The 22,820-nt window shown below is 42.1% G+C and carries 27 protein-coding genes; all 27 read left to right on the top strand.

Annotated elements, in window-relative coordinates:
• Positions 1-89: 89 nt before the first annotated feature.
• Positions 90-722, top strand: coding sequence for a flagellar brake protein (locus PU629_RS13850; RefSeq protein ID WP_275280654.1), 633 nt, complete (start codon positions 90-92; stop codon positions 720-722).
• A gap of 540 nt (positions 723-1,262) precedes the next feature.
• Positions 1,263-2,129 carry a hypothetical protein gene (locus tag PU629_RS13845; protein ID WP_275280653.1) on the top strand — a complete coding sequence of 289 codons (867 nt, stop codon included), beginning with the start codon at positions 1,263-1,265 and terminating at the stop codon, positions 2,127-2,129.
• An 84-nt stretch (positions 2,130-2,213) separates the two neighbouring features.
• Positions 2,214-2,594 (top strand): flagellar export chaperone FliS, encoded by a 381-nt coding sequence (gene fliS / locus PU629_RS13840; RefSeq protein WP_275280652.1) that lies wholly within the window; start codon positions 2,214-2,216, stop codon positions 2,592-2,594.
• A gap of 12 nt (positions 2,595-2,606) precedes the next feature.
• Positions 2,607-2,954 carry a flagellar protein FliT gene (fliT, locus tag PU629_RS13835; RefSeq protein WP_275280651.1) on the top strand — a complete coding sequence of 116 codons (348 nt, stop codon included), beginning with the start codon at positions 2,607-2,609 and terminating at the stop codon, positions 2,952-2,954.
• Positions 2,955-3,142: 188 nt separating this feature from the next.
• Positions 3,143-3,490 carry a hypothetical protein gene (locus tag PU629_RS13830; protein WP_275280650.1) on the top strand — a complete coding sequence of 116 codons (348 nt, stop codon included), beginning with the start codon at positions 3,143-3,145 and terminating at the stop codon, positions 3,488-3,490.
• Positions 3,491-3,559: 69 nt separating this feature from the next.
• On the top strand, positions 3,560-4,570 hold the full coding sequence (locus tag PU629_RS13825; RefSeq protein WP_275280649.1) for a glucosaminidase domain-containing protein: 1,011 nt from the start codon (positions 3,560-3,562) through the stop codon (positions 4,568-4,570).
• 20 nt (positions 4,571-4,590) lie between these two features.
• Positions 4,591-4,986 carry a flagellar basal body rod protein FlgB gene (gene flgB / locus PU629_RS13820; protein WP_275280648.1) on the top strand — a complete coding sequence of 132 codons (396 nt, stop codon included), beginning with the start codon at positions 4,591-4,593 and terminating at the stop codon, positions 4,984-4,986.
• 2 nt (positions 4,987-4,988) lie between these two features.
• Positions 4,989-5,441 (top strand): flagellar basal body rod protein FlgC, encoded by a 453-nt coding sequence (flgC, locus tag PU629_RS13815; protein ID WP_275280647.1) that lies wholly within the window; start codon positions 4,989-4,991, stop codon positions 5,439-5,441.
• Between the two features lie 12 nt (positions 5,442-5,453).
• On the top strand, positions 5,454-5,753 hold the full coding sequence (gene fliE, locus PU629_RS13810; RefSeq protein WP_275280646.1) for a flagellar hook-basal body complex protein FliE: 300 nt from the start codon (positions 5,454-5,456) through the stop codon (positions 5,751-5,753).
• Between the two features lie 28 nt (positions 5,754-5,781).
• On the top strand, positions 5,782-7,371 hold the full coding sequence (fliF, locus tag PU629_RS13805; protein WP_275280645.1) for a flagellar basal-body MS-ring/collar protein FliF: 1,590 nt from the start codon (positions 5,782-5,784) through the stop codon (positions 7,369-7,371).
• A gap of 5 nt (positions 7,372-7,376) precedes the next feature.
• Positions 7,377-8,387 (top strand): flagellar motor switch protein FliG, encoded by a 1,011-nt coding sequence (gene fliG, locus PU629_RS13800; RefSeq protein WP_275280644.1) that lies wholly within the window; start codon positions 7,377-7,379, stop codon positions 8,385-8,387.
• A complete protein-coding gene (fliH, locus tag PU629_RS13795; protein ID WP_275280643.1) occupies positions 8,371-9,171 on the top strand; it encodes a flagellar assembly protein FliH in 801 nt (266 codons plus the stop codon). The genes fliG and fliH overlap by 17 nt, the downstream gene beginning before the upstream one ends.
• A 41-nt stretch (positions 9,172-9,212) precedes the next feature.
• Complete coding sequence (fliI, locus tag PU629_RS13790; RefSeq protein WP_275284430.1) at positions 9,213-10,490, top strand: flagellar protein export ATPase FliI; 1,278 nt, start codon at positions 9,213-9,215, stop codon at positions 10,488-10,490.
• Entirely contained in the window at positions 10,490-10,924 is a 435-nt protein-coding gene (gene fliJ / locus PU629_RS13785; protein WP_275280642.1) for a flagellar export protein FliJ, read from the top strand. Before fliI ends, fliJ begins: the two co-directional genes overlap by 1 nt.
• Positions 10,925-10,936: 12 nt before the next feature.
• Complete coding sequence (locus PU629_RS13780) at positions 10,937-11,788, top strand: MotE family protein (protein ID WP_275280641.1); 852 nt, start codon at positions 10,937-10,939, stop codon at positions 11,786-11,788.
• A gap of 30 nt (positions 11,789-11,818) precedes the next feature.
• Positions 11,819-12,382: a flagellar biosynthetic protein FliO gene (locus PU629_RS13775; protein ID WP_275280640.1), complete on the top strand. Its 564-nt coding sequence runs from the start codon at positions 11,819-11,821 to the stop codon at positions 12,380-12,382.
• Between the two features lie 3 nt (positions 12,383-12,385).
• Positions 12,386-13,132: a flagellar type III secretion system pore protein FliP gene (gene fliP / locus PU629_RS13770; RefSeq protein ID WP_275280639.1), complete on the top strand. Its 747-nt coding sequence runs from the start codon at positions 12,386-12,388 to the stop codon at positions 13,130-13,132.
• Between the two features lie 14 nt (positions 13,133-13,146).
• Positions 13,147-13,416, top strand: coding sequence for a flagellar biosynthesis protein FliQ (fliQ, locus tag PU629_RS13765; protein WP_275280638.1), 270 nt, complete (start codon positions 13,147-13,149; stop codon positions 13,414-13,416).
• Positions 13,417-13,419: 3 nt separating this feature from the next.
• The gene (gene fliR / locus PU629_RS13760) at positions 13,420-14,196 is read left to right on the top strand and encodes a flagellar biosynthetic protein FliR (protein ID WP_275280637.1); all 777 of its coding nucleotides are present in this window, start codon (positions 13,420-13,422) and stop codon (positions 14,194-14,196) included.
• A 3-nt stretch (positions 14,197-14,199) separates the two neighbouring features.
• Positions 14,200-15,291: a flagellar biosynthesis protein FlhB gene (gene flhB / locus PU629_RS13755; RefSeq protein ID WP_275280636.1), complete on the top strand. Its 1,092-nt coding sequence runs from the start codon at positions 14,200-14,202 to the stop codon at positions 15,289-15,291.
• Positions 15,288-17,321, top strand: a complete 2,034-nt coding sequence (flhA, locus tag PU629_RS13750) for a flagellar biosynthesis protein FlhA (RefSeq protein WP_275280635.1) — start codon at positions 15,288-15,290, stop codon at positions 17,319-17,321. The genes flhB and flhA overlap by 4 nt, the downstream gene beginning before the upstream one ends.
• Positions 17,318-18,601 carry a flagellar biosynthesis GTPase FlhF gene (flhF, locus tag PU629_RS13745; RefSeq protein ID WP_275280634.1) on the top strand — a complete coding sequence of 428 codons (1,284 nt, stop codon included), beginning with the start codon at positions 17,318-17,320 and terminating at the stop codon, positions 18,599-18,601. Before flhA ends, flhF begins: the two co-directional genes overlap by 4 nt.
• 4 nt (positions 18,602-18,605) lie before the next feature.
• Positions 18,606-19,487: a MinD/ParA family protein gene (locus PU629_RS13740; RefSeq protein ID WP_275280633.1), complete on the top strand. Its 882-nt coding sequence runs from the start codon at positions 18,606-18,608 to the stop codon at positions 19,485-19,487.
• 17 nt (positions 19,488-19,504) lie between these two features.
• On the top strand, positions 19,505-19,861 hold the full coding sequence (locus PU629_RS13735; RefSeq protein ID WP_275280632.1) for a hypothetical protein: 357 nt from the start codon (positions 19,505-19,507) through the stop codon (positions 19,859-19,861).
• Between the two features lie 3 nt (positions 19,862-19,864).
• The gene (locus PU629_RS13730) at positions 19,865-20,668 is read left to right on the top strand and encodes a sigma-70 family RNA polymerase sigma factor (protein WP_275280631.1); all 804 of its coding nucleotides are present in this window, start codon (positions 19,865-19,867) and stop codon (positions 20,666-20,668) included.
• Positions 20,669-21,496: 828 nt separating this feature from the next.
• Positions 21,497-21,736: a hypothetical protein gene (locus PU629_RS13725; protein WP_275280630.1), complete on the top strand. Its 240-nt coding sequence runs from the start codon at positions 21,497-21,499 to the stop codon at positions 21,734-21,736.
• The gene (locus tag PU629_RS13720) at positions 21,711-22,808 is read left to right on the top strand and encodes a glycosyltransferase family 2 protein (RefSeq protein WP_275280629.1); all 1,098 of its coding nucleotides are present in this window, start codon (positions 21,711-21,713) and stop codon (positions 22,806-22,808) included. The genes PU629_RS13725 and PU629_RS13720 overlap by 26 nt, the downstream gene beginning before the upstream one ends.
• Positions 22,809-22,820 lie beyond the last annotated feature (12 nt).

Genomic DNA, 22,820 nt, shown 5'->3' with positions numbered 1-22,820 from the left:
GGATTCTTTGTAGCCAACACTTTTAAGTGATTTTCTATTATGATAGAATTAGAGGTATCTGGCAATTATGTCAATAACAGGAGGATAATATGTATCCCAAAGTAAACCAAAATGTCCTAATAGAAACCGATTCCGATCATTCCTGTCGTTCGGTTATTAGTGGAATAGAAGATAATGAGCTCTCGATCATGCTTTTGGACCGAGACATGATTGGACTGTTGACTGAAGGAGAAAAGCTTGCGATTACCTATATTTTAGAGACGAATAAATATCAATTTAAGTCAACGATCTTGGGTAGAAAGCTCGGTCCGATTCCTTTAATACGATTAACTCGACCTCACGAGAAAGACATTATTAAAATCCAGCAAAGGGAGAATTTCCGTGTATCGGCGGCTCTGACGATAGACTTAAAGGATCAGGAAGTAGCGATTACGAATATCAGTGCCGGCGGTTTATTGGTAACAGCTCCTATTGATTTTCCAATCGAAACAGACGAAATGGTGACAGGGTCTTTCCTGCTTCCTTTGCCTAATAAGAATCAAGCGGAACAGATTTCCTTTGACGGACAAGTCAAACGGATAGCAGTCCAAGAGAAACTCGAAGATAAGAAGCAAGCAGGAATTGAATTTATAAAAATCAGCCAGCGGGATCAAACAAAGATCATGCAATATTGCTTTGAAAAACAAAGACAAAATCGACTGAAAGAAAAACAAATCAGATAAAGAAGCACCTCCCTTACCGACAAAGGGAGGTGTTTTTATATATAAGTAAAAGGCTCTTTTCTAAAAGAGTGTTGCTAGTTGATAAAAATAGGTGGAAATAGGCGAGACTCCCGCGGAAAGCGAGCTTATTGGAGTCTAAAAAAAACAACAAAGTTTACGAAAACAGCCAAATAAAAAAATGTTGACATACTTACATCATCCAAAAAATTACACATTAGAACAAAATGACAAGACGATCAGTTAAACTAATAAAATATTAGCATCAAATAATGTCATCTAAGTTCAATCATTTAACATTAAGACCAACTTACTATATGATAAATTAAACTGTTAATCTTATGACTAAAGTACTATAATATAGGAATAAATAGTTAATTAGTACAACTATTATTGTTATGAGCTCCCCCCAAAAAAGAACAAGAACCATCGAACATATTTAACAAAGCTTCCAGTTTGAAAAGATTTTGGAAACAAGTTAATGAATTTGATCCTGTTTGACCGGTCAAAGGTGGTAACTTGTTATCAGTAGGAGGTATTCACTTGTCTTTAAAAAAAGCGCTCTTTGAGATGAAAGAATCAATCCAAAGTCAAAATATAGCTCAATCAAAAGAAGACATTCTTATAGAATTAGAAAATAAATATGAGGTTCCAACTGAAACGTTGCGGTTTTACTACGATCATTTCGTCTTTCTTCAGACGCTTATGGAAAATCAAGCCGAAGCCCAAGAGCATTCCAAGAAAATGAATCGAAAATGGACGGAAAATGAAATCGAATTGATGTTTCGCTATATTCCTGAGCGCCAGGCAGAAGGGGCTTTGAATATCACTGAAATATTAGAGGAAGTCGCCTATCTCTTTAATCGAGGCTACCAATCCGTTAATTATAAGTATTATACGTTACTTAAGAATAAGGAAAAAGACTCATTCGAGAAACCCGTCTTTAGTACTATTTCTGAAGTGGACGTTCCGGTGCTTTCGGTAGCGGAGCTTTCGACTGTGCCATCAAATACTAACAATGTGGACTTTTTGGAAATCATATCCGGATTAATCTCGAACGTGGAACAGCTTCCGGGAATTAACCTTGTTGATTTGTTAGGCAGTCTGTATCAGTTGACCACGCTGGCCCTTCAAAATCAGCAGGTAACCAAACAGATTGAGCATGTTAAGGAAACGAGCAAGCAAGAACAAGAGACACTTCGTCAAACCTTGCTACAGAAGGAACGCTTATTAGTCGAAGAGAAGAAACGAAATGATCAACTGCAAAAGGAAGTAGCGAAATTAGCAAAAGAGATAGCTGCTTTTAACAAGCTCGGCGATACGGCGAAAATTAAAAATTTGAAGTCGTATAATCAACGTTTAAGCTATCTCATTGACACGTTTGATCAAGATATGCAAATGGGCAGCTAATTTTTATCAGATCATCTCTTTACTAATCGGAACTTTGTCCGATAATAATTAGAAGGTAGTATATTAGTAAAGGGGAAATGACGGATGGGCATGAATAATCCTTATCAAACCTATCAAAGACAAGCCGTTACGACATCGAAGCCTGAAGAGTTAACGCTTATGTTATATCAAGGAATGGTTAAATTCATTCGATTAGCCAAACTTGCTATGGAAAAACAGACGATCGAAGAGGCTCATCATAACAATTTGAAAGCTCAAGATATTCTAAGCGAGCTTATGATTACATTAAAAGATGGTTATCCCATTTCAGACTCTCTCTTGGCCTTATATGATTACATGAAACGTCGATTAGTTGAGGCGAATCGGACGAAGCGTGTTGAAATTTTGGAAGAAGTAGAAGGGTTTGCGGTTGATTTAGCGGACACCTGGTCCACGGCAATAAAAGAAATGAAAACAAAAGGTTAGGCACGTGATGCAATGGAACGGTTAATCGAGGAAATCTACGAAATTACAAAAAAAATGAATCAAACCATCAAGCTGGAAGATTATCAGGGGTATCACTTATTATTACAAGATCGCCAAGCGAGAATGGAGGAAGTGGACCGGCAAAAAGCGGAACTGCTCAACTTCCAACCCACCAAAAATCTTAAGCTTTTATTAAAAGAAATCTTAGACCTTGATCATGAAATGAAAAGCCTCCTAGAGAAATCGATACAGGAAAATCAGAGGTCGATCCAGCAGGTAAAAAGAGTTAAAAAGTTTACTAAGGGGTATCAGCCAAGAATTCAACAAACAAACGGGGTATTTTTTGATAGGAAAAAATGACTATTTTTTAGGTGCAGGTAGGCGAGAAGTCGCGTACTTGCGCCTTTTTTTTGTTATCCAAAAAAGTAGAAATAGTCAGATGCGAACAATTTATTGAAATAATTGTCGAATCGTGTAAGATTAACTTAGGTCTTGTTTTATTATTTTGGATCCTGTTTTAATCAAAGGTCAATTGCGAGGGATAAGTTATGATTCATCAAAAAGTAACGAATAATGAACAAAAGAATGGGAGAGTTTATTATTTTGTCGATTTTCAAAAGAAAAAACCATTCTTTTTGAGACCCGTGAAAATGACTGTTGGAGACCCATTGAATCATACTTATCTTTTGGTAAAAAATGTCGTCTTCCAAGAGAAACAGATCCTCGCTTTAAAAAATGAACAGTCTCCTGAAACTATTGTTCTAGTCGAAGCGCATATTGAAGAGGGACAATTAAAATATATATCTAAACTCTCAAATGAAGTGATGGTTAATGTTAGTCAGTTACTGATGAAGACAAACAGCTTAGACAAGACAGCTTCGTGGCGTGACCTGTAAGGAAAAGGCACGCGTCTTTTTTCGTCCAAATGACAGATTTAAAATGGCAAATTGAAAGGGTGTTACTAAATGAGTGTTGGGGATGGGTTAGGCAGTGCAACGTCACTCAGTACATTGGGAGGAACGCAAAGTATACAAACACAACAACAACAGCAACCAGCGAGTTCGACTAGTTCGATCAATTCTCTTTTTGCGACATTGTTGACTGAAATGCTTGTTAATCAAGAAACTCAAGTTTCTTCGTCAGACGCTTCTGAAGATACAGGATCACTGGACTTGTCCGATGACAGCATTAGTGGAAGTAATTCTTTACTTACTCAAAGTTCCGATAATCCGATGATGACGATTTTACCACTTTTGTTAAGTGAAATGCTTGCTAGTCAAGGCACGCAAACCTTTACTCCGCAATCTTTACAAAATACAGGATCATCGTACGATTATCTAGACAGCGCAAGTCAAATGGATCCAGAAAGTACGCTTGGTCTTGCCAATTCAAGTGTGCCTAACCCCTATTTGACGAACTACAGTCAAATGGTTTCTGGAATGACCCAAAGTCTAAACAATACAGGATCCGTTAATCCCTATATGACGAGTCTGAATCAGACGGTCACGGGAACGAATCCAGGATATGGGGCGACCACGTCGACTTCTAATCAATCATTGGCCTTTCAACCAAGTGATCCAGGGAAGATGAATCAACTTCTTGACGGGAAATTGGCAGGAATGGGTGCAGTCTTTGTTCAAGCCGGTCAAACCTATAATGTTGATCCGGCTTTACTTATGGCCATTTCGCAGCATGAAACAGGAAATGGTACCTCAAATGCCGCGAAGGAAAAAAATAATGTGGCAGGCATGATGGGAAGTAATGGTTTGAAATCCTACTCGTCTGTTTCGGATAGCATTATGGATATGGCCCAAAATTTAAGCAGTAATTACCTTGGTAAAGGCTTGACCAGTATTGGCCAAATTGGAGCCAAGTATGCCCCAGTTGGTGCGAGTAATGATCCAACTGGCTTGAACAATTATTGGGTAACAGATGTGACCAAAAACTATCAAACTATTAAAGGGGCAATCCTTTAAGTTAAAGGAGGTTATAGATCTTGAATTCTATTAATGTCTTACAAAAGGCCTTAGATGCCTCAAGCTTACGTCAACAAGTCATTTCGAATAATATTGCAAACGCCGATACCCCAGGCTATAAGTCGCAAAGTGTTTCCTTTGAGAATATTCTCAAACAACATTTAGCCGGTCAAACCAGCTTGTCTGGAACGCGTACGGACCCTAAGCATTTTGTCATCGGCGATTCGACGGGTTTGCCGAATCCGCAAATCGTTGAGAATTCGGATACGACGCTTCAAAATAACGGCAACAATGTGGATATTGATCAAGAAATGACAAACATGAGTAAGAATTCCCTTTGGTATTATTCTTTGACTAATCAAATTAATAATCAGTTTCAAGAACTTTCAATTGCCATTACAGGAAGGAGATCCTAGTCATGTTTGATTCCTTAAATACAAGTGCTTCCGCTCTCACAGCACAGCGTCTGCGGATGGATGTTGTGTCATCTAATATTGCCAATGCTCAAACGACGAGGGGAACCTATGTGAATGGTAAATGGGAGCCTTATCGCCGCAAAATGGTTGAAATGGAACCGATCAAGACTTCCTCGTTTAACCAAGTCCTTCAAGGGCAGTTGCAAAATCAGGTTCAGTCATCTGATCAAGGAGTAAAAGTGACAGGGATTGTGGATGACCCAACCCCATTTAATACAGTCTATGACCCGAGCAACCCCGATGCGGATGCCAGTGGTTATGTCCAGATGCCGAATGTCGACTTGTCTAAGGAAATGGTTGACTTGCTTTCTTCTTCAAGGTCTTATGATGCAAACGTAACAGCCTTTAATACGGGTAAATCCCTTTATTTGAAGGCTTTACAAATTGGTGAATAGGAGAACTGAACAATGAACATATCAAGTGTTGCAAATAGCGCCATCAAAATTAATCAAAATCCTTTTCAAAATACGACGGTGGACAAATCACAGAATTCCTTTTCCAATGTTTTAAAGGGCTATTTAAATAATGTTGAGCAATCCGTGAACCAGGCCTCTGATTTATCTGCGCAAGTGGCTACTGGGGATATTGATAATATTGAGGACGTCAGCATCGCCTCCGAAAAGGCAAAACTCGGCTTGGAATTAACGACGACCGTTAGAGATAAAGCGGTAGAGGCCTATCAAAATATAATGCAAATGCAAATATAACAAGATAGAAAGCTAGGCAGGGTGTTAAATGAATCGATCATGGATGGATCAACTTAAAAAAACAAGAGAACAAATGAGTCAATATTGGGGTGCCCGGAGTAAGAAACAAAAGGGGCTTTTTATTGGCACGTTTCTATTTCTAGTCGCTGCTTTGTCTACTTTTATTATTATTACGTCTCACCCGCAATACGTTCCTTTGTATTCAGGGCAACTTTCCGAGCAAGAAGTTGGCGATATTAAAGCAGAATTGGACAAAGAAGGATTCTCGAAGTACAAACTTTCGGATGCTGGAACGATGATCATGGTTCCGAAGAAAGATGCACCTAATTTAGTCGTGACGCTCGCATCAAAGGGCTATCCCAAAGATAACAGCATCAATTATGACGTATTTGGTTCGAATCTTTCATTCGGGGCGAGCGATCGTCAATATGACATCCTTCAACAACAGGCGATGCAAACTCAGGTGGCAGATATTATTAAGAATGTTGACGGGATCCAAGATGCCCAAGTCATCCTGACATTGCCTCAGGATTCCGTGTTTGTTAAAACAGACGACCAACCGAAAGCCAGTGCTTCGGTTATGGTAGACGTCGCACCAGGGGTAAAACTTGATTCTTCACAGATTCGAGCCCTTTATACACTTGTTGCACACAGTGTCCCTAATTTACCGATGGATAACATCACGATTATGAATCAATATAGTGAAACGCTTGCGCTTCAAGATGCGAGTGATGATCAAGCACTTGATAAATATGATGAACAACGCAAAGTTCAGCAAGAAGTTCAGCAGGACATCCAACAAAACCTGCAAAGTTTATTGGGAACGGTCCTTGGAACGGATAAAGTCTACGTTCAAACCTATGTGAAAATGAATTTTGATAAAGAGAAAACGGAAGAAAAATTAGTCAAGCCTACTGATAACAATAACGACGGAATTATTATCAGTTCACAAAAAGATACGAAATCATCAAGCGGTTCAGGCTCAAGCGCTGGCGGTGTGACGGGAACTGGAAGTACAGATGTTCCGGGCTATACAGGAAGTGATGATTCTGGTAACAGCAGTTCTGATGAAGAGCAAAGTACCATCAATTATGAAGTCAATCGAATTAATAATGAAATTACTAAGAGTCCTTACCAAATCGAGGATATTACAATCAATGTCGGAGTCCAGCCAAGTGCGGCTAATTCCAACAAGGTATCGAAAGCCATTCAAGCGAGTGTTCGAAACATTGCATCCAATGTGGTCCTGACGGCTCTCGGGCATCCTAATTTGAGTCAGCAGCAAATTAATCAGCGGATTACAATTTTTCCGCATAAATTTGCAACGCCTGCCTTCCAAGATACAAGTGCGAAGAAATCAAATTGGCCATGGATAGCGGTATCGATCATTGCTGGATTACTCCTGCTAGGTGGGATCATCTGGTTCATTTTGAGAAGACGAGCAAGCGAGAGAGAAGACATGGAATTTTCAAAAGACATGTCTGTCCCGGTCCAAGATCCCGATTATTTTGCTGAAGAAGAATTAAGTGTTGAAAATCAAATTAAGAAATTGTTGGCGCAGCGGCCGGACGATTTTTCGAAGGTGATTCGAACTTGGTTAAATGAGGAGGAGACTTAATTCCTATGGCGACCGCATTAAGATTGACGGGCAAACAAAAAGCAGCGATTTTGTTAATTTCAATGGGAAAAGAGGCTTCCTCTAAGATTTTTAAACATTTGCCTGAGGAAGAGATCGACCAGCTAACGTTGGCCATTGCTAATATTCATAAAGTAGACCCAAAAGAAAAAGAAGAAGTTCTAAAGGAATTTCATGAAATGTGTATCGCGTCTGATTATCTGTCGATTGGCGGAATCAGCTATGCAGAGGATATATTAGAGACGGCTCTTGGAAGCGATAAGGCACGAGCGATCATTAAGCGGTTGACAACACAGCTGCAGGTGAAACCATTTGAATTTGCTCGTCGTATCGATCCGATGCAAATCTATCATTTTCTGCAAAATGAGCATCCACAGATGATTGCACTCGTGCTCGCTCATCTCGAGCCCAATCAGTCTTCCATGATCCTCTCCTCATTGCCGGAGGAATTGCAATCGGATGTGGCAAGACGGATAGCCTTATTAGAACAAACATCACCAGACGTTATTAAAGAAGTGGAAAATCTCTTAGAACAGAAGCTTGCCTCCACCATTCAGCAAGACTTCACTGTCGTTGGCGGTATTGAATCGATTGTTAATATCCTGAATGGGGTCGACCGCGGCACAGAAAAGACCATTCTGGAACAGCTTGGGACGAACAATAAGGATTTGGTGGAAGAGATTAAGAAACGGATGTTTGTCTTTGAGGACATTATTACCCTCGACCGCCGTGCCATTCAAAGGATCATTCAAGAAGTGGAAAATCATGATCTCTTGCTTTCCTTAAAAGCAGCCAGTCCAGAAGTCAAGAAAGTGTTGTTCGATAACATGTCGGAACGGATGGTCGAAACGTTCGAGGAAGAAATGCAATATCTTGGTCCTGTCAGAGTGAAGGACGTCGAAGAAGCTCAGGGAAGAATCGTTTCTGTCATTCGACATTTAGAAGATATTGGCGAATTGGTGATTGCTCGGGGTGGAAATGATGACGTTCTACTCTAAAGTATTCAAAGCCTCTAACCTTTCAATAGACAATGAAGTGAAGCGGATTAAACTGACTCCCATTCATCTGCCAACGACTGAGGAAAATGAAGATGAGACGGCTAATCATGCGGCTCGCCATTCCGAAAGCTTGATTGAAGGGGCAAAAAGTCAAGCAGATGCCATTCTTGAACAAGCTCGGCAACAGGCGAGCGCGATTGAAGCTGAAACAGAAGAGAAAATGAATCGTTGGTGGGAAGAGAGTCAGCAAAACCTTGAAACGCGTTCGATTGAAGCCGAGCAAAAAGGCTATGAGGATGGGCTTCAGAAGGGAAAAGCGGAAGCGCGAAGGATCCTCGAGGCGGAGTATCAAGGAAAAATCACCCATGCCCAGCAAGTTCTCGAACAAGCCTTCGAACAAAAAGAAGCGATCATCTCTGAAGCCGAAACCTTTCTACTGGAATTAAGTACCGTTATCGCTGGGAAAATTGTGAAACAGGAATTAACGGAGCATCCTGATAAATATGTCGAACTCATTCAGCAACATATTCTTCGTTTTAAGGAAAAAGAATCGATTTCTGTCTGTATCCATCCTGAAGATTATGAGCTGATTCAGTCAGAGCGAGAGGGTTTTATAGCATTGGTTAATGGCGAAACAGAGATTAAAATCATCCCCGACCATTCTGTGACGCCAAAAGGCTGCGTGATTCGAACCGCATATGGAAGTATTGATGCTCGAATTGACACGCAATTGGATGAAATTAAGAAAGCGATTCTTGAGGCAAGGAAGGGGGCAGATAAGTAGTGGTGTTATCAGCTGATTCCTATATCAAAGTCATTGAAAGCATGGACCCTGTTCGTGTGAATGGGAAAATCACCCAGATTATCGGCCTGACAATCGAGTCACAAGGGCCGGATGTTCGCATCGGCGAATTATGCTCGATCTATCCTTCTAATTCACAAACACCGATTCCGGCAGAAGTCGTCGGAATTAAAGAAAATAAAGTGTTGCTCATGCCCCTTGGAGAGGTTCGTGCCATTGGGCCAGGCTGTGATGTGGTGGCAAGCGGTAAGCCGATGATGGTGAAGGCCGGCCACCAATTACTTGGGCGGATTTTGGATGCATTAGGCAACCCCATGGATGGCGTTCCCTTACCGGTCGGCTTAGAGGAAGTGCCCACACATGCCAAGCCGCCCAATCCGCTTATGAGACCGCGCATTCATTTACCACTAAGCGTTGGTGTTCGTCCTATTGACGGCCTTCTAACGATGGGCAAAGGTCAGAGAATGGGGATCTTTGCTGGCAGTGGTGTAGGGAAAAGTACGCTATTAGGGATGATTTCGCGAAATACCACAGCAGAAGTCAATGTCATTGCCTTAATTGGTGAACGTGGTCGAGAAGTCCTTGATTTTATCGAACAAAACCTTGGAGAAGAGGGTTTAAAAAAATCGGTTGTCATCGTTGCCACGTCTGATCAGCCTGCCCTTATGCGGATTAAGGGAGCCCTTACCGCAACCTCGATTGCTGAATATTTTCGTGATCGTGGCAAAGACGTGTTACTCGTCATGGATTCGGTCACCCGATTTGCGATGGCCCAGAGAGAGATTGGGCTAGCCATTGGCGAACCGCCAACGACAAAGGGCTATACGCCTTCCGTATTTGCGATGCTGCCTCAATTATTAGAGCGAGCGGGTACCTCTCCAAAGGGATCGATTTCAGCCCTTTATACCGTTTTAGTCGATGGAGATGACATGAATGAACCGATTGCCGATGCCGTTAGAGGGATTCTGGATGGACATATTGTTCTGAATCGCTCAATTGCCGGTAAGGGGATTTTCCCTGCCATTGATGTGCTGAATAGTACAAGCAGGGTCATGACCGACATTACGTCCGAAGAGCATCAACAAGCCGCCCGAACTTTTAAGAAATACATGGCTGCGTACAATGAAACCGAGGATTTGATCAATATTGGAGCTTATAAGAAAGGCTCAAACCGAGAGATTGACCTCGCCATCCGGATGAAGCCGCAAATGGATCAATTCTTAAGACAAGGGATTTTCGAACCTTCGCAATTAGCCGATGCCCAAACCTTTTTAATGTCTCAATTTGGTGGTGGTGTGTGATGACGTATCATTTTACATTTCAGAAAGTCCTTGATTTAAAAGAGAATGAAAAAGAAGCAGCGAAGCAAGAATTAGGACATGTGAAACGCAAACAATTGGAACTCGGCGAGCAACTGGCAGAGGTTGACGTTCATATAGAGGAAGCCTTACATCAATACAATCAGGTTGATCGAAAAACGGTGATGGAACTGTTGGAAATCCAGGAGGGGATTGACTATTTCAATCGCCAAATGAATCAACTGAAAACGGAATCCAAGAAGCTTGACCATGAAGTGGAAGAAAAGCAACTCGTTCTAATAGGAAAGACACAAGAAGCGAAAACATGGAATCAATGGAAGGAAAAATCGAAGGCTGCTTTTATAAAACAAATGGAACAAAAAGAGCAGGCAGTTCTTGATGAAATGGCTGTACTAAGATATACCCGAAGAACATGAGGTGTCAATTGAATGAATGAAAAGTCCCGATTTAAAGGGTTTCTATTATCCTATGTCTTGATTCCAATAATCTTAGCGATTGTATTCACGGGGGCTATTTTATATGTGATGAAAGTGCCTGTTGGAAAACCATTACAATCTTTGGGAAGTAAAATACCTGGATTGAGTCTTTTTATCCCAGCTCCTGTGCCGACAAGTTCAGAAGCACAGTCTAGTACGAACTCTATGAAGCAAGCAACTGCGAGCAATACTTCTGAAGTAAAGAGTCAGAAACAAGAAATTACTCAGTTGAAAGCAGAATTAAGTTCCAGTAAACAAGATTTGCAGAAGGCGAATTCGAAAGTGACGAGTTTGCAAAAGCAAATTAAAACGACCAACACCCAAAACTATCAAGATCAGATGAAGAAAATGTCGCAAATCTATAGCAATATGTCACCATCCAAAGCAGGGGCTATTTTTGACGCCATGCCACTAGAAGATGCGGCTTATACCATTTCGATGCTGAGCCAAGATGTCCAAAGCAGTATCCTTGGCAGCATGAAGGATCCGAGTAAAGCAGCTCAAATTACGACAGTGCTCAATGACCTGGCAGAACAGCCTGCAAGTGATCAAACTTCACTCAAGGATCAAGTGCATCAAATCGTTCAAAAAAATGAGACGCAAAATAATAGTTTAGTCGAAACTCTTTCAGAAATGCCAGCCACTCAATCGGCGGGAATTATTAAGACCATGATGGGGTCCGATTCGCAATCGGCTATGACGATTTTAAAAGATATGAATACAAGCACGCGTTCAAGCATTTTGACTGAAATCACAAAGTCAAATCCAAAAATGGCTGCTGTCATTACGGCTGAACTAAAATAATTTGAAATTTTTCCAGGGAAGGAAAGAATCATGAAACGCTCATGTGTGGTTATTGCTATTCTCTTATATTTATTTTCATTTCATTCCACGAGTTATGCAGCCGGCTTAGTCGCTTCTGGAGACCCTTCTGTCTATGAGACGATTCATTCTGATAACGGGAAGACTCAAGCGCCATCGACTCAAACAGCCGATCATCAATCATCCTCCATTTTCCCATTATTCCTGAAATTTATCGTTTCTTTTATTGTTGTGATTGGCTTGCTATTCTTGGCACTTCGGTATTTAACGAAACGGGATAAATCGCTTCAATCCAGTGGACCGATTATATCGCTTGGCGGGCAATCGCTCGGAAATAATCGCTCCCTCCAAGTGCTGCTTATCGGCCAAACCATTTATATTATTGGAGTGGGCGATACGGTTACGCTTATTCGTTCCGTTTCTCAAGGTGAGGAGTATCAGAACCTTTTGGAAAGCTATGAAAGTCAAGGAGATGCCGAACCGCCAAAATGGTTACCCAAGGATCCGAAACAATTATGGGAGTCGGTTTTGGGTAAACAGTTACAGAAATTGAATCAAAACCGTAAAGAGGATTAACCGATGATCAGAAAAATACTCTTCCTTGTTCCACTGCTGACGCTTGGTGGTTTCTCGGTTTCTTATGCAGCCGACTCAACAACATCGCTATTGCCCGGTATTAATCTAGGCTCGAGTGACCCAGTGGATGTATCGAACACCTTTAAAATCATTCTATTAATAACGGTCTTGTCGATTGCGCCGGCGATCTTAGTCTTAATGACTTGTTTTACGAGAGTCATCGTTGTCCTCGGCTTCGTTCGAAATGCTTTAGGGACGCAGCAAACGCCACCCAATCAGGTATTAGTTGGTTTAGCCTTATTTTTAACGTTGTTTATTATGGGACCTACTTTTGAGAAAGTGAATCACGATGCCTTGCAGCCGTATATGGCAGGCAAAATCACTGAAGAAACGGCCTACAAGAAAGCGACAGATCCAATGAAGGAATTCATGGCGAAGCAGACACGGGAAAAAGATCTTGCTTTATTTATGGATTATGAGGGGAAGAAGATTCCAAAGAAGATCGATAATATTCCGCTCCGCGCGCTCGTTCCAGCCTATTCCATAAGTGAGTTGAAAACCGCGTTTCAAATGGGATTTATCATTTATATTCCGTTTCTGATCATTGATATGATCGTCTCCAGTGTCTTAATGTCGATGGGGATGATGATGCTGCCGCCGGTGATGATTTCTCTACCGTTTAAGATTCTACTATTTATATTGGTTGATGGCTGGAATCTAATTATTAAGTCACTGTTAATGAGCTTCTAGAAGGGGATATCTATATGTCTACTGAAATGATTATGAAACTTGCCCAAGATTCTGTGTATACGATCTTAATTATCATCGCCCCAGTTGCGGGGATCGCCTTGCTTGTTGGACTGATCGTCAGTATTTTTCAAGCGACGACCCAAATCCAGGAACAAACGCTCTCCTTTGTCCCAAAACTGGTTGCCGTCTTTCTCTCACTTCTCTTTTTTGGGGGCTGGATGCTGCAGCATCTCGTTGATTTCACTCAACATTTGTTAGGTAATCTGGCGCAGTATGTGGGCTAACAGATGACCATTGACACTTCTCTATGGTGGCCCTTCTTATTGATTTTTGTACGGATTAGCTCATTTATGATCAGTGCTCCCGTGTTTTCTGGCCGGCAAATCCCTGCCTCCTTTAAGATTGGGTTTAGTGTCATTCTAAGTGTTCTTTGTGCAGGGGTCGTGAAAGATTCGTTTGATAATCTATCAATCGGCTTGCTGGTTATCTTGATCCTTAAAGAGTTTATGGTCGGAATCGTATTAGGTCTTATTCCAAGTATTCTTCTTTATTCCGTTGAACTGGCAGGGTCTTTACTAGATATCCAGATTGGGTTTTCGATGGCCAATTTGTTTGACCCCATGTTTAACACGAACACGCAGCTTACCGGACGATTGCAGAATATCTTGACGATGCTCGTTTTCTTTGCAACCGATGCCCACCATTTATTAATACAAGGCATTTTAGCGAGCTTTGATTGGATTGCCTTACCATCCATGGTTCCGGCTTGGTCCGATGGCAGGCTGTCGACCTTTATCCTTCAATGTCTCTCACAAATGTTTATGATTGGGTTTATGATGGCGGCCCCTATCATTGGTACTTTATTCCTCGTGGACCTGGCCATTGGCATTATTGCGCGAGCAGTGCCGCAAATGAATATCTTTGCCGTCGCTCCACCGCTTAAAATTATACTCAATTTTGTGATCTATATCTTGGTCTTACCGAGTTTCTTTTATTTAGTCAATATCCTCTTAGAGAACATGTTTGATTCCATGTCATCCATCTTGAAGATTATGGGGGCTTAAAAAATGCTTCGTCTTGATTTGCAATTCTTTGCCGGAGAAAAAACAGAAAGAGCAACACCCAATAAAAGGCGTGAGGCGAGAAAAAAGGGGCAGGTGGCCAAAAGCCAGGAAGTCTCCTCTGCTTTCACCTTATTACTCGCGTTTGTTTTTTTCATGATTGGCGGAAAAACTTTTGTTGAAGGCTGCTTTAACATCTACCGGGATACGTTTCAGGACAGTATGCTTTTGAATTTGACCATATCGAGCACTCAGCAATTATTTGGCCAATTATTATTGGAATCAGTGAAACTGGTAGGACCTCTGTTATTAGTGGTACTAGGAGCGGGGCTCTTTGCCAATTTTGTTCAAGTAGGCTTTATGTTTAATATGGAATCCTTGAAGATGAACCTAGGTAAAATGAACCCTCTAGAAGGCTTCAAACGACTTTTTTCACTTCGCTCTCTCGTGGAGTTGATTAAATCGATTTTAAAAATGACGATCACGGGCTTTATCGTGTTCACGGAGATCTGGAACAAGAGAGACTTGATCGTTTCGATCGGCCAGAAGAGCATTTGGGATGCGTCTCGACTCATTGGTTCTCTGACAATCGAAATTGGTCTGACGGCTTCAGCCTCTTTGATGGTCTTAGCCGTGGCGGACTATTTATATCAGAGGTTTGAATATGAGAAGAAGCTACGGATGTCAAAGCAGGATATAAAGGATGAGCATAAGAAGATGGAAGGGGATCCGGTCATTAAAGGAAAAAGACGAGCAAGGCAGCGGCAAATGGCGATGAACCGAATGATGCAGGATGTACCAAAAGCGGATGTGATCATTACGAATCCGACTCACTTTGCGGTCGCCATTCATTATGACATTGAAACGATGGATGCCCCTAAAGTCATTGCTAAAGGGCAAGATCATGTGGCACTTAAAATTAAAGAAATTGCTAAAGAGCATAAAATCATGACGGTCGAAAATCGGCCGTTAGCAAGGACCTTATTTGCAACTGTTGAAATAGGAGAAACGATTCCTGAAGAGTTATTCAATGCAGTAGGTGAGATATTAGCCTATGTTTACTATCAAGAAGGCAGACATAAAGAGATGATGGCATGAAGATAAAAGATTTGTCAGTATTATTCGTTGTTATTTTAATCGTTGCAATGATGATCGTTCCACTACCAACAATATTATTAGATTTTCTCCTTATTTGTAATATTTGTATCTCTCTACTAATCTTGTTAGTTGCGATGAATACGAGAGAAGCGCTCGATTTTTCTATTTTTCCAACCGCTTTACTATTGACGACATTGTTTCGTCTCGCGCTCAATGTTTCGACCACAAGATCGATTCTGTCAAAGGCGAATGGTGGTAAAGTCATCGAGACATTTGGTTCCTTCGTTATCGGCGGAAGCCCTGTCGTTGGATTCGTAGTGTTTCTAATCCTCGTCGTCATTCAATTTATTGTTATTACAAAAGGATCTGAGCGTGTTGCTGAGGTGGCAGCTCGATTCACTTTGGATGCGATGCCGGGAAAACAAATGAGTATTGATGCCGATATGAACGCAGGGTTAATCAGCGAGCTAGAAGCCCGAGAGCGACGCCGGAAAATTGAGCAGGAATCCGATTTTTACGGAGCCATGGACGGTGCCAGTAAATTCGTTAAAGGTGATGCCATTGCCGGGATTATTATTCTATTAATTAACGTCATTGGCGGCTTTATTATCGGGATGGTCATCCATGGCATGGGATTTGCGGAATCCGCGCAAACTTTTACCTTATTGTCAGTGGGGGATGGACTAGTCAGTCAAGTACCGGCATTGTTAATCTCTACTGCAACCGGTATTACCGTGACACGTGCGGCCTCAGAGGGGAATTTGGGTACGGACATTCTGAACCAAGTCTTTAGTTATCCGAAACTCCTTTATATTGTCGCAGGGACGATTTTCGTTTTCGGTATCTTAACGCCAATTGGCATTTTCCTGACGTTACCCGTGTCCGCGATCTTAGCATTCGGTGCTTTTAGCATGCAAAGGGCTGTGAAAAAGGAAGATACTTTAAAAGAACAAATCGAAACAGAGGATAAGGAAGAAGATATTCGTAATCCGGAAAAAGTGATCGGTCTTCTTCAAATGGATACACTAGAACTAGAAATCGGCTATGGGCTCATCCCATTAGCTGACCAAAAGCAAGGCGGAGACATCTTGGATCGAGTGGTCATGATTAGAAGACAGTTTGCTCTTGAATTAGGGCTAGTGATCCCAACGATCCGTATTCGCGATAATTTACAACTGTCACCGAACCAATATGTCTTAAAATTCCGCGGCAGCAAAATTGCTTCCGGAGAGGTTTATCTTGATCATTTTCTAGCTATGAGTCAAGGGGTTGACCAAGACACGATTGAAGGAATTAAGGTGATCGAACCAGCATTTGGACTGCCGGCTGTTTGGGTAGGGATGGAAGCGAAACAGCAGGCTGAATTAATGGGGTATATCATTGTCGATCCGCCATCTGTTATCGCTACTCATTTGACAGAGGTTCTCAAAAGATATGCCCACCAGCTTATTCGGAGAGAAGAGACGAAGGAGCTCATCGACAATCTGAAGGAATCGCATCCGAATCTCGTCGAAGAGTTGGTGCCGAGTCTGTTATCTGTTGGCGAAGTCCAAAAGGTGCTTCAGAATCTGCTGCGTGAACAAATCTCGATTCGCGATCTAGCGACTATTTTTGAAACATTAGCCGATTATGCTCATTATACAAAGGATCCGAGGGTGTTAACCGAGTACGTTCGTCAGTCCTTAACGAGACAAATTACCGAACAATATGCTGAAGATGGCGTGATTCATGTCTTAACAGCGGGTGCAACGTTAGAAAGAGGAATTTCGGATTCCATCCAGCAAACGGAGAACGGCGGCTATTTTCTGTCGATTGATCCGACCATCTCAAGGAAAATTACAGACGCGCTGCAAAAAGAGATTAATCGCATTGTCAATGCAGGAGGCCAGCCGATTTTTCTAACATCGCCTTCTATAAGGATGTATCTCAAACAGTTCGTTGATAAAATCCTACCGACAGTCCCAGTTCTTGCTTACACGGAATTAGAGCCCGATATCGAGATTCAAAGTATAGGAGTGGTTAATATATGAAGACCGAAAAAGTAATCGCGGATACGATGCCACTAGCCCTTAAAATGGTCCGGCAAAAGCTTGGGGATAACGCGATCATCGTTAATTCAAGAACCGTTAAGACAGGTGGGCTCTTAGGGCTTTTTACGAAACAAAAATTCGAAATTACGGCTTATTCGATGGATGACGAGGACCAGGCAGAAGCAGAATCCTCATTCCAAGCAGAACTGCGAAGGCAGAAAGAAAAGTTGATGGAGAAAAATAAAACGAACGAAACGGTGACGGAGAAGAAAGAAAGCCAAACTTCAGGCTTTCACAAGAAACCGCAGCAGCTCTACAATTATTATGCTCAAAAAGAGACAGAACCTGAAAAGCCTGAAAAACTTGAAAAGCCAGAGCCGCCTGCAAGCGCAGTGCCTGTTGAAAAGGACGATCATCTACTTACAGAACTCCAAAACATGCGAAAACTGATGACGACGATGATGATGGACGATAAGAAAAACACGGGCCTTCCGCCAAGCCTCATTCATTGGTTGGATCATTTGAAAAAACAAGGTGTGAATGAAGAGGTCATCCAGCATATTGTTACGTCATTACTTAATAAGTATGAAACTTTATCGCACCTACAAGAGCAGACGATCAAAGAAGAAATCTTTGCGATCGTCAAATCCATCATTGAAAAGAGGATCCCGGAATCGCTCGAAGTCAATGAAAAGACACGGCTCATTAATCTGATCGGACCGACTGGTGTGGGAAAAACAACGTCCATTGCAAAACTTGCAACGGAGCAGGTGTTAAAGCAAAAAAGAAGAGTCGCGATGATTACAACGGATGTCTATCGAATAGCTGCCGTTGAACAGCTGAAGATCTATTCCGGTATTTTAAATGTCCCGATTGAGATTGTTCATTCAGCCGATGAATTAGAAGCCGCTCTGAAAAAGCTTGAGCATTATGATTTAGTTTACATGGATACGACAGGCCGAAATTATCGCGAGGCAGAACATCGCGAAGCCATTGATCAGTTTTTAAATCAACCCATTTTGAGTGACAATTATTTGGTACTAAGCTTAACGACCAAATATGAAGACATGGAGCAGCTCTTAAATGAATTCTTAAAAAGTCCTGTTAAAAAACTCATTTTAACTAAATTTGATGAAACCGGAAGCTATGGCTCGATATTAAATATTGCCTTTAACTATCCCTATCAATTAGCCTATATCACGAATGGACAAAGCGTTCCAAAGGATATTACGGTCATCGACCCAGAGAGGATAGCCGATTTCTTATTAGGAGAGGGATAAGCGAATGGACCAAGCACACATTCTTCGCGAATACATGCTTCGATTTAATGAACAGCAGCAGCATCCCTCGCTCTCACGGGTCATCACCGTTACCAGTGGGAAGGGAGGAGTCGGCAAATCGAATTTCACCCTTAATTTTGCTTTAGGCTTAAAGGCTTCTGGAAAGAAAGTCGTTATCTTGGATTGTGATTTTTCGGCCGCCAATATCAATATTTTGATGGGGGTTTTCCCACGGTACGGGCTTGCGGATATCATGAATCAGCGAAAGACGATTTGGGAGACCATCGAAAAAGGGGTCAATGGCATTGAATATATATACGGAGGTCTCGAATTGGAGGACTTAGAAAAGTTAAATCCAGCTTCGTTTTCCTATTTTTGGGATCAAGTTCAGATGCTTCAGACCTACTGTGATTTTATTTTACTGGATACCGGTGCTGGAATTTCCAAGCATCTCGTCGATTTTATCTTGGCATCCGATGAAACGATGTTAATTACGACTCCTGAGCCCACCTCTGTTGCGGATGCATACGGCGTATTGAAGGCTGTGGCGAAGCATTCGAAGGAGACGCCGTCGTCGATTCGATTAGTGGTGAACAAAGCCCAATCTTATCGTGATGGGCTCGAAACATCCCGTGCTTTAAAAAATACGTGCAGAAAATTTTTGAAGATGAATTTGAACACATTAGGATTTATTCTTGAGGATCCGCATGTCAGTAAGGCGGTACGCAGTCAACAGGCCTTCTCAATCGCTTTTCCTAAGACAGAAGCCTCTAGGAATATCAAAGAAATCGTTCGTGCCTATTTGCCTGACAGTGACAAAGGAGCACCTCCCAAAGGCCTTAGGCGATTCTTTGAAAAAGTCATAGCGATGGCTCAAACTCGGTAGAAGGGTTGTGAAACCGTATGTCAAGAAAATGGCTATTTAGTTTGATTTGTGGTTTGACAGCCTTCTTTTTGACGTTTGTCTGTTCATTGGCAACGAATACTTGGAAAACCGCTTTGACGAGGGCTCTGATCGGCTTTGTTGTCTTCTTAGTAATCGGGTTGATCGCTCGTCTGGTCTTATCCGCTAGCAGTTCAGTTTCCATGCCGACCGAAGCGAAACAGTCTCAGTCCAAACAAGAACGGTCTCTTCATGAGGAGAAACAGGATGAAGCTAGTTTTCAAGCCATGTCATTGGAAGAACTGCATAGCCAACAAAACGCTGAAAAGACGTCTTTCAGCACTGAAGCCTGGTTACAAAAACGCGAGGAGGGATAATCGTTGAACTACGCCGTGAAAGAACCTAATTCTCTTCATCACTTATGGATCAAATTTCGCGAAAACCAGGATTCCCTTTCGCGTGAAACACTTGTGAAGCAATATGTCCATCTAGTCGAACAAATGGCAGGGCGAATGAGTGTCAGCGTCCCTGAGCGAATTTTTTCAAAAGAAGACCTCATGAGTTTAGGCTATATCGGATTGCTTGAAGCGATTGAGAAATTTGATTATACAAAAGGCTATCAATTTGAAACCTTTGGACTATGGCGCATAAAAGGGGCTATGCTCGATGGTATCCGAAAGATGGATTGGATCCCACGAGGCGTTCGAGACAAGGCAAAAAGATTAAACAGTGCGTTACGGGAGCTCGAACAACAATTCCTTCGCTCCCCAACCGATGCGGAGCTTAGCGATTATTTAAATCTGTCCCTTGATGAAGTAGATGAGACGATGTCCGCTCTTAGTCTATCAACGGTTCTCTCCTTAAATGAAACTTTGCCAACAACGAATGGAGAAGGAAAGGACCAGACTAGAATCGAAAGCATTGTAGACGAACAAAATCCTTCACAAGAACAACACATTCAAATGGAAGAATTCAAAACACTAATGGCAGACGTCATTGACCAAATGCCAGAAAAAGAACGACTCGTCATCTCCTTATTCTATTACGAAGGACTATCCAAAGTCGAAATCGCAGACGTACTCAACCTAACCAAAGGCCGAATCTCACAAATCCACACCAAAGCCATCCTCCGTCTCCGCCAAGCCTTCCACCAAAACGGCTACTCCCTCGACTCCTTCCTCTGAAACGCGGACTCGTTGGAACGCGGGTGTGAAACGCGGGGACGGATCTCCCGTTTCAGTCAGTCGTTGGAACGCGGGGACGGATCTCCCGTTTCAGTCAGTCGTTGGAACGCGGGGACGGATCTCCCGTTTCAGTCAGTCGTTGTGGAACGCGGGGACGCTTATCCCGTTTCACTCGCTATTCGAATGAAAAAAGGAACCGGGGACGTCTAAAAAGAAGAGGGCAGAAGCGTACGCCTGCTAATCTTTAGCTGCCTTTTGGATTAAAGCCAATTTGAAACTTCAAAGTAACCCGTTAAAAGTATAGCTTCCAACCGATAAAAGAGAATTGCGATTAAGCAGTTCTCTTTTTTGCATTCTTAGAGTGGTTGAGGGTTTTTAAAGACATGGAGTCCGTTAGTAGGGCAAATCAACCCGTATCACCGTTAAGCCTATTTAGCTTAGCGGTTCTTTTTTTTGTAACTTTTTTTGTAAGCGATTGTCATTTAATCAAATTTTAAGCCAAGGAATTTAGACTGTGCTTAATCCATCAAAAGTTGGACAAATCCAGACGAAAGATTAACTGTAAAAAAATTTTCTTGCTCCATTTAACCGTTAGTGGCAGCCATTTCATCTAGATTCATATGTTTAGATATATACAAAATAATTTCCATAACTAAAAAAAGTGGCGTTAATCAAATTTTAATGAATGTGAAGTAGACTAAGTTTACGGTTGATGTTCGTAACCAATTAATTTTTTGAAGTAACATACCAATTCTAACTTGGCCCGATTGAAACAGTCGACGTTTGTAAATAGAGCCCTAGATTTTAGCAACAAAGGAGGAAGGCAAGATGGAAGAGCCATTGTTGGACCTGTTGCCCGGTGCCGCCCGTGACGATCAATTAACCGATCCTCTTAAACGCTCAGAGCGATTACAGCTATTACTCGTCCGTCAGTTTGAAACCGATCCAGACAAGGGTGGGCAGATGTCAAACTTCGTGAGAACCACTACCCTTGACTTTTTTTCATTTCACGCCCTATCGCGATCAATCGACAGAAGGAGGGATGAGCATGAGTCAAAAAGTGCCTGAGGAAAGACCCACGCTGTACATCGCGGTTCCTTGCTACAACGAGGAAGAGGTGCTGCCGGAAACAGTCTCTCGCCTCTCCGATGTACTGAGCGATCTAATCAAAAAACAAAGGATCGCACCGACGAGCGCTATGCTGCTGATTGATGATGGCAGCAAGGATCAGACATGGCCGATGATCAAAGGCTTTTTTGAAACTCATCCAACCGTGAGAGGCCTAAAACTCGCCCGAAATGCTGGACATCAGAATGCCCTTTACGCCGGTCTTATGCATGCAAAGGAACAGGCTGATATTGTTATTTCCATAGATGCGGACCTCCAGGATGATCTGAATGCCATTGAGAAGATGGTCGCCAAATACCACGAGGGCTATGAGGTGGTTTATGGCGTACGAGAGAGCCGAATGACTGACACTTTTTTCAAACGCTCCACTGCACAGGGCTTCTATACCATGATGAAAAAAATGGGCGCCAACATCGTTTTCAATCATGCCGACTTTCGCTTGATGAGTAAACGAGTGCTGGAGGAGCTCTCAAGTTATCAGGAGCGAAATCTCTTCTTGCGGGGGATCGTACCAATGATCGGGTTTAAATCGGCCGAGGTTTATTACAGCCGATCAGAGCGGTTTGCCGGGGAATCCAAATATCCGCTGAAAAAGATGCTGGCATTTGCGTTTGATGGCATCACCTCACTAAGTGTGACCCCGATCCGTTATGTCACAGGGATTGGGCTTGTGATGTTCGCGATCTCCTTAATTGTGGGCATTTATTCGATCGTGCATCACTTTATGGGATATGCGGTCGCCGGCTGGACATCGCTTATCATGTCGATTTGGCTGATCGGCGGGATTCAGCTTATGTGTCTCGGTCTTATCGGAGAATATATTGGTAAAATTTATAAGGAGACCAAGCAGCGTCCAAAGTATCATGTAGAAAGCGTGCTTGATGACAAGGCCAACGAAAGTCGAAATTCCATTAAGGTGCTTGATAAACGAGAAGGATCAAAGCCTGCGAATTTAGATAAAATTGAACTCGATTTAATCAATCAAAGGATTAGCCATTTAAGGCTTAAATGAAAGGATTGAAAC

Origin of the sequence: Pullulanibacillus sp. KACC 23026, from assembly GCF_029094525.1 — a bacterium.
GTDB lineage: Bacteria > Bacillota > Bacilli > Bacillales > Sporolactobacillaceae > KACC-23026.
This window is presented reverse-complemented; position numbering and strand designations above follow the sequence as displayed.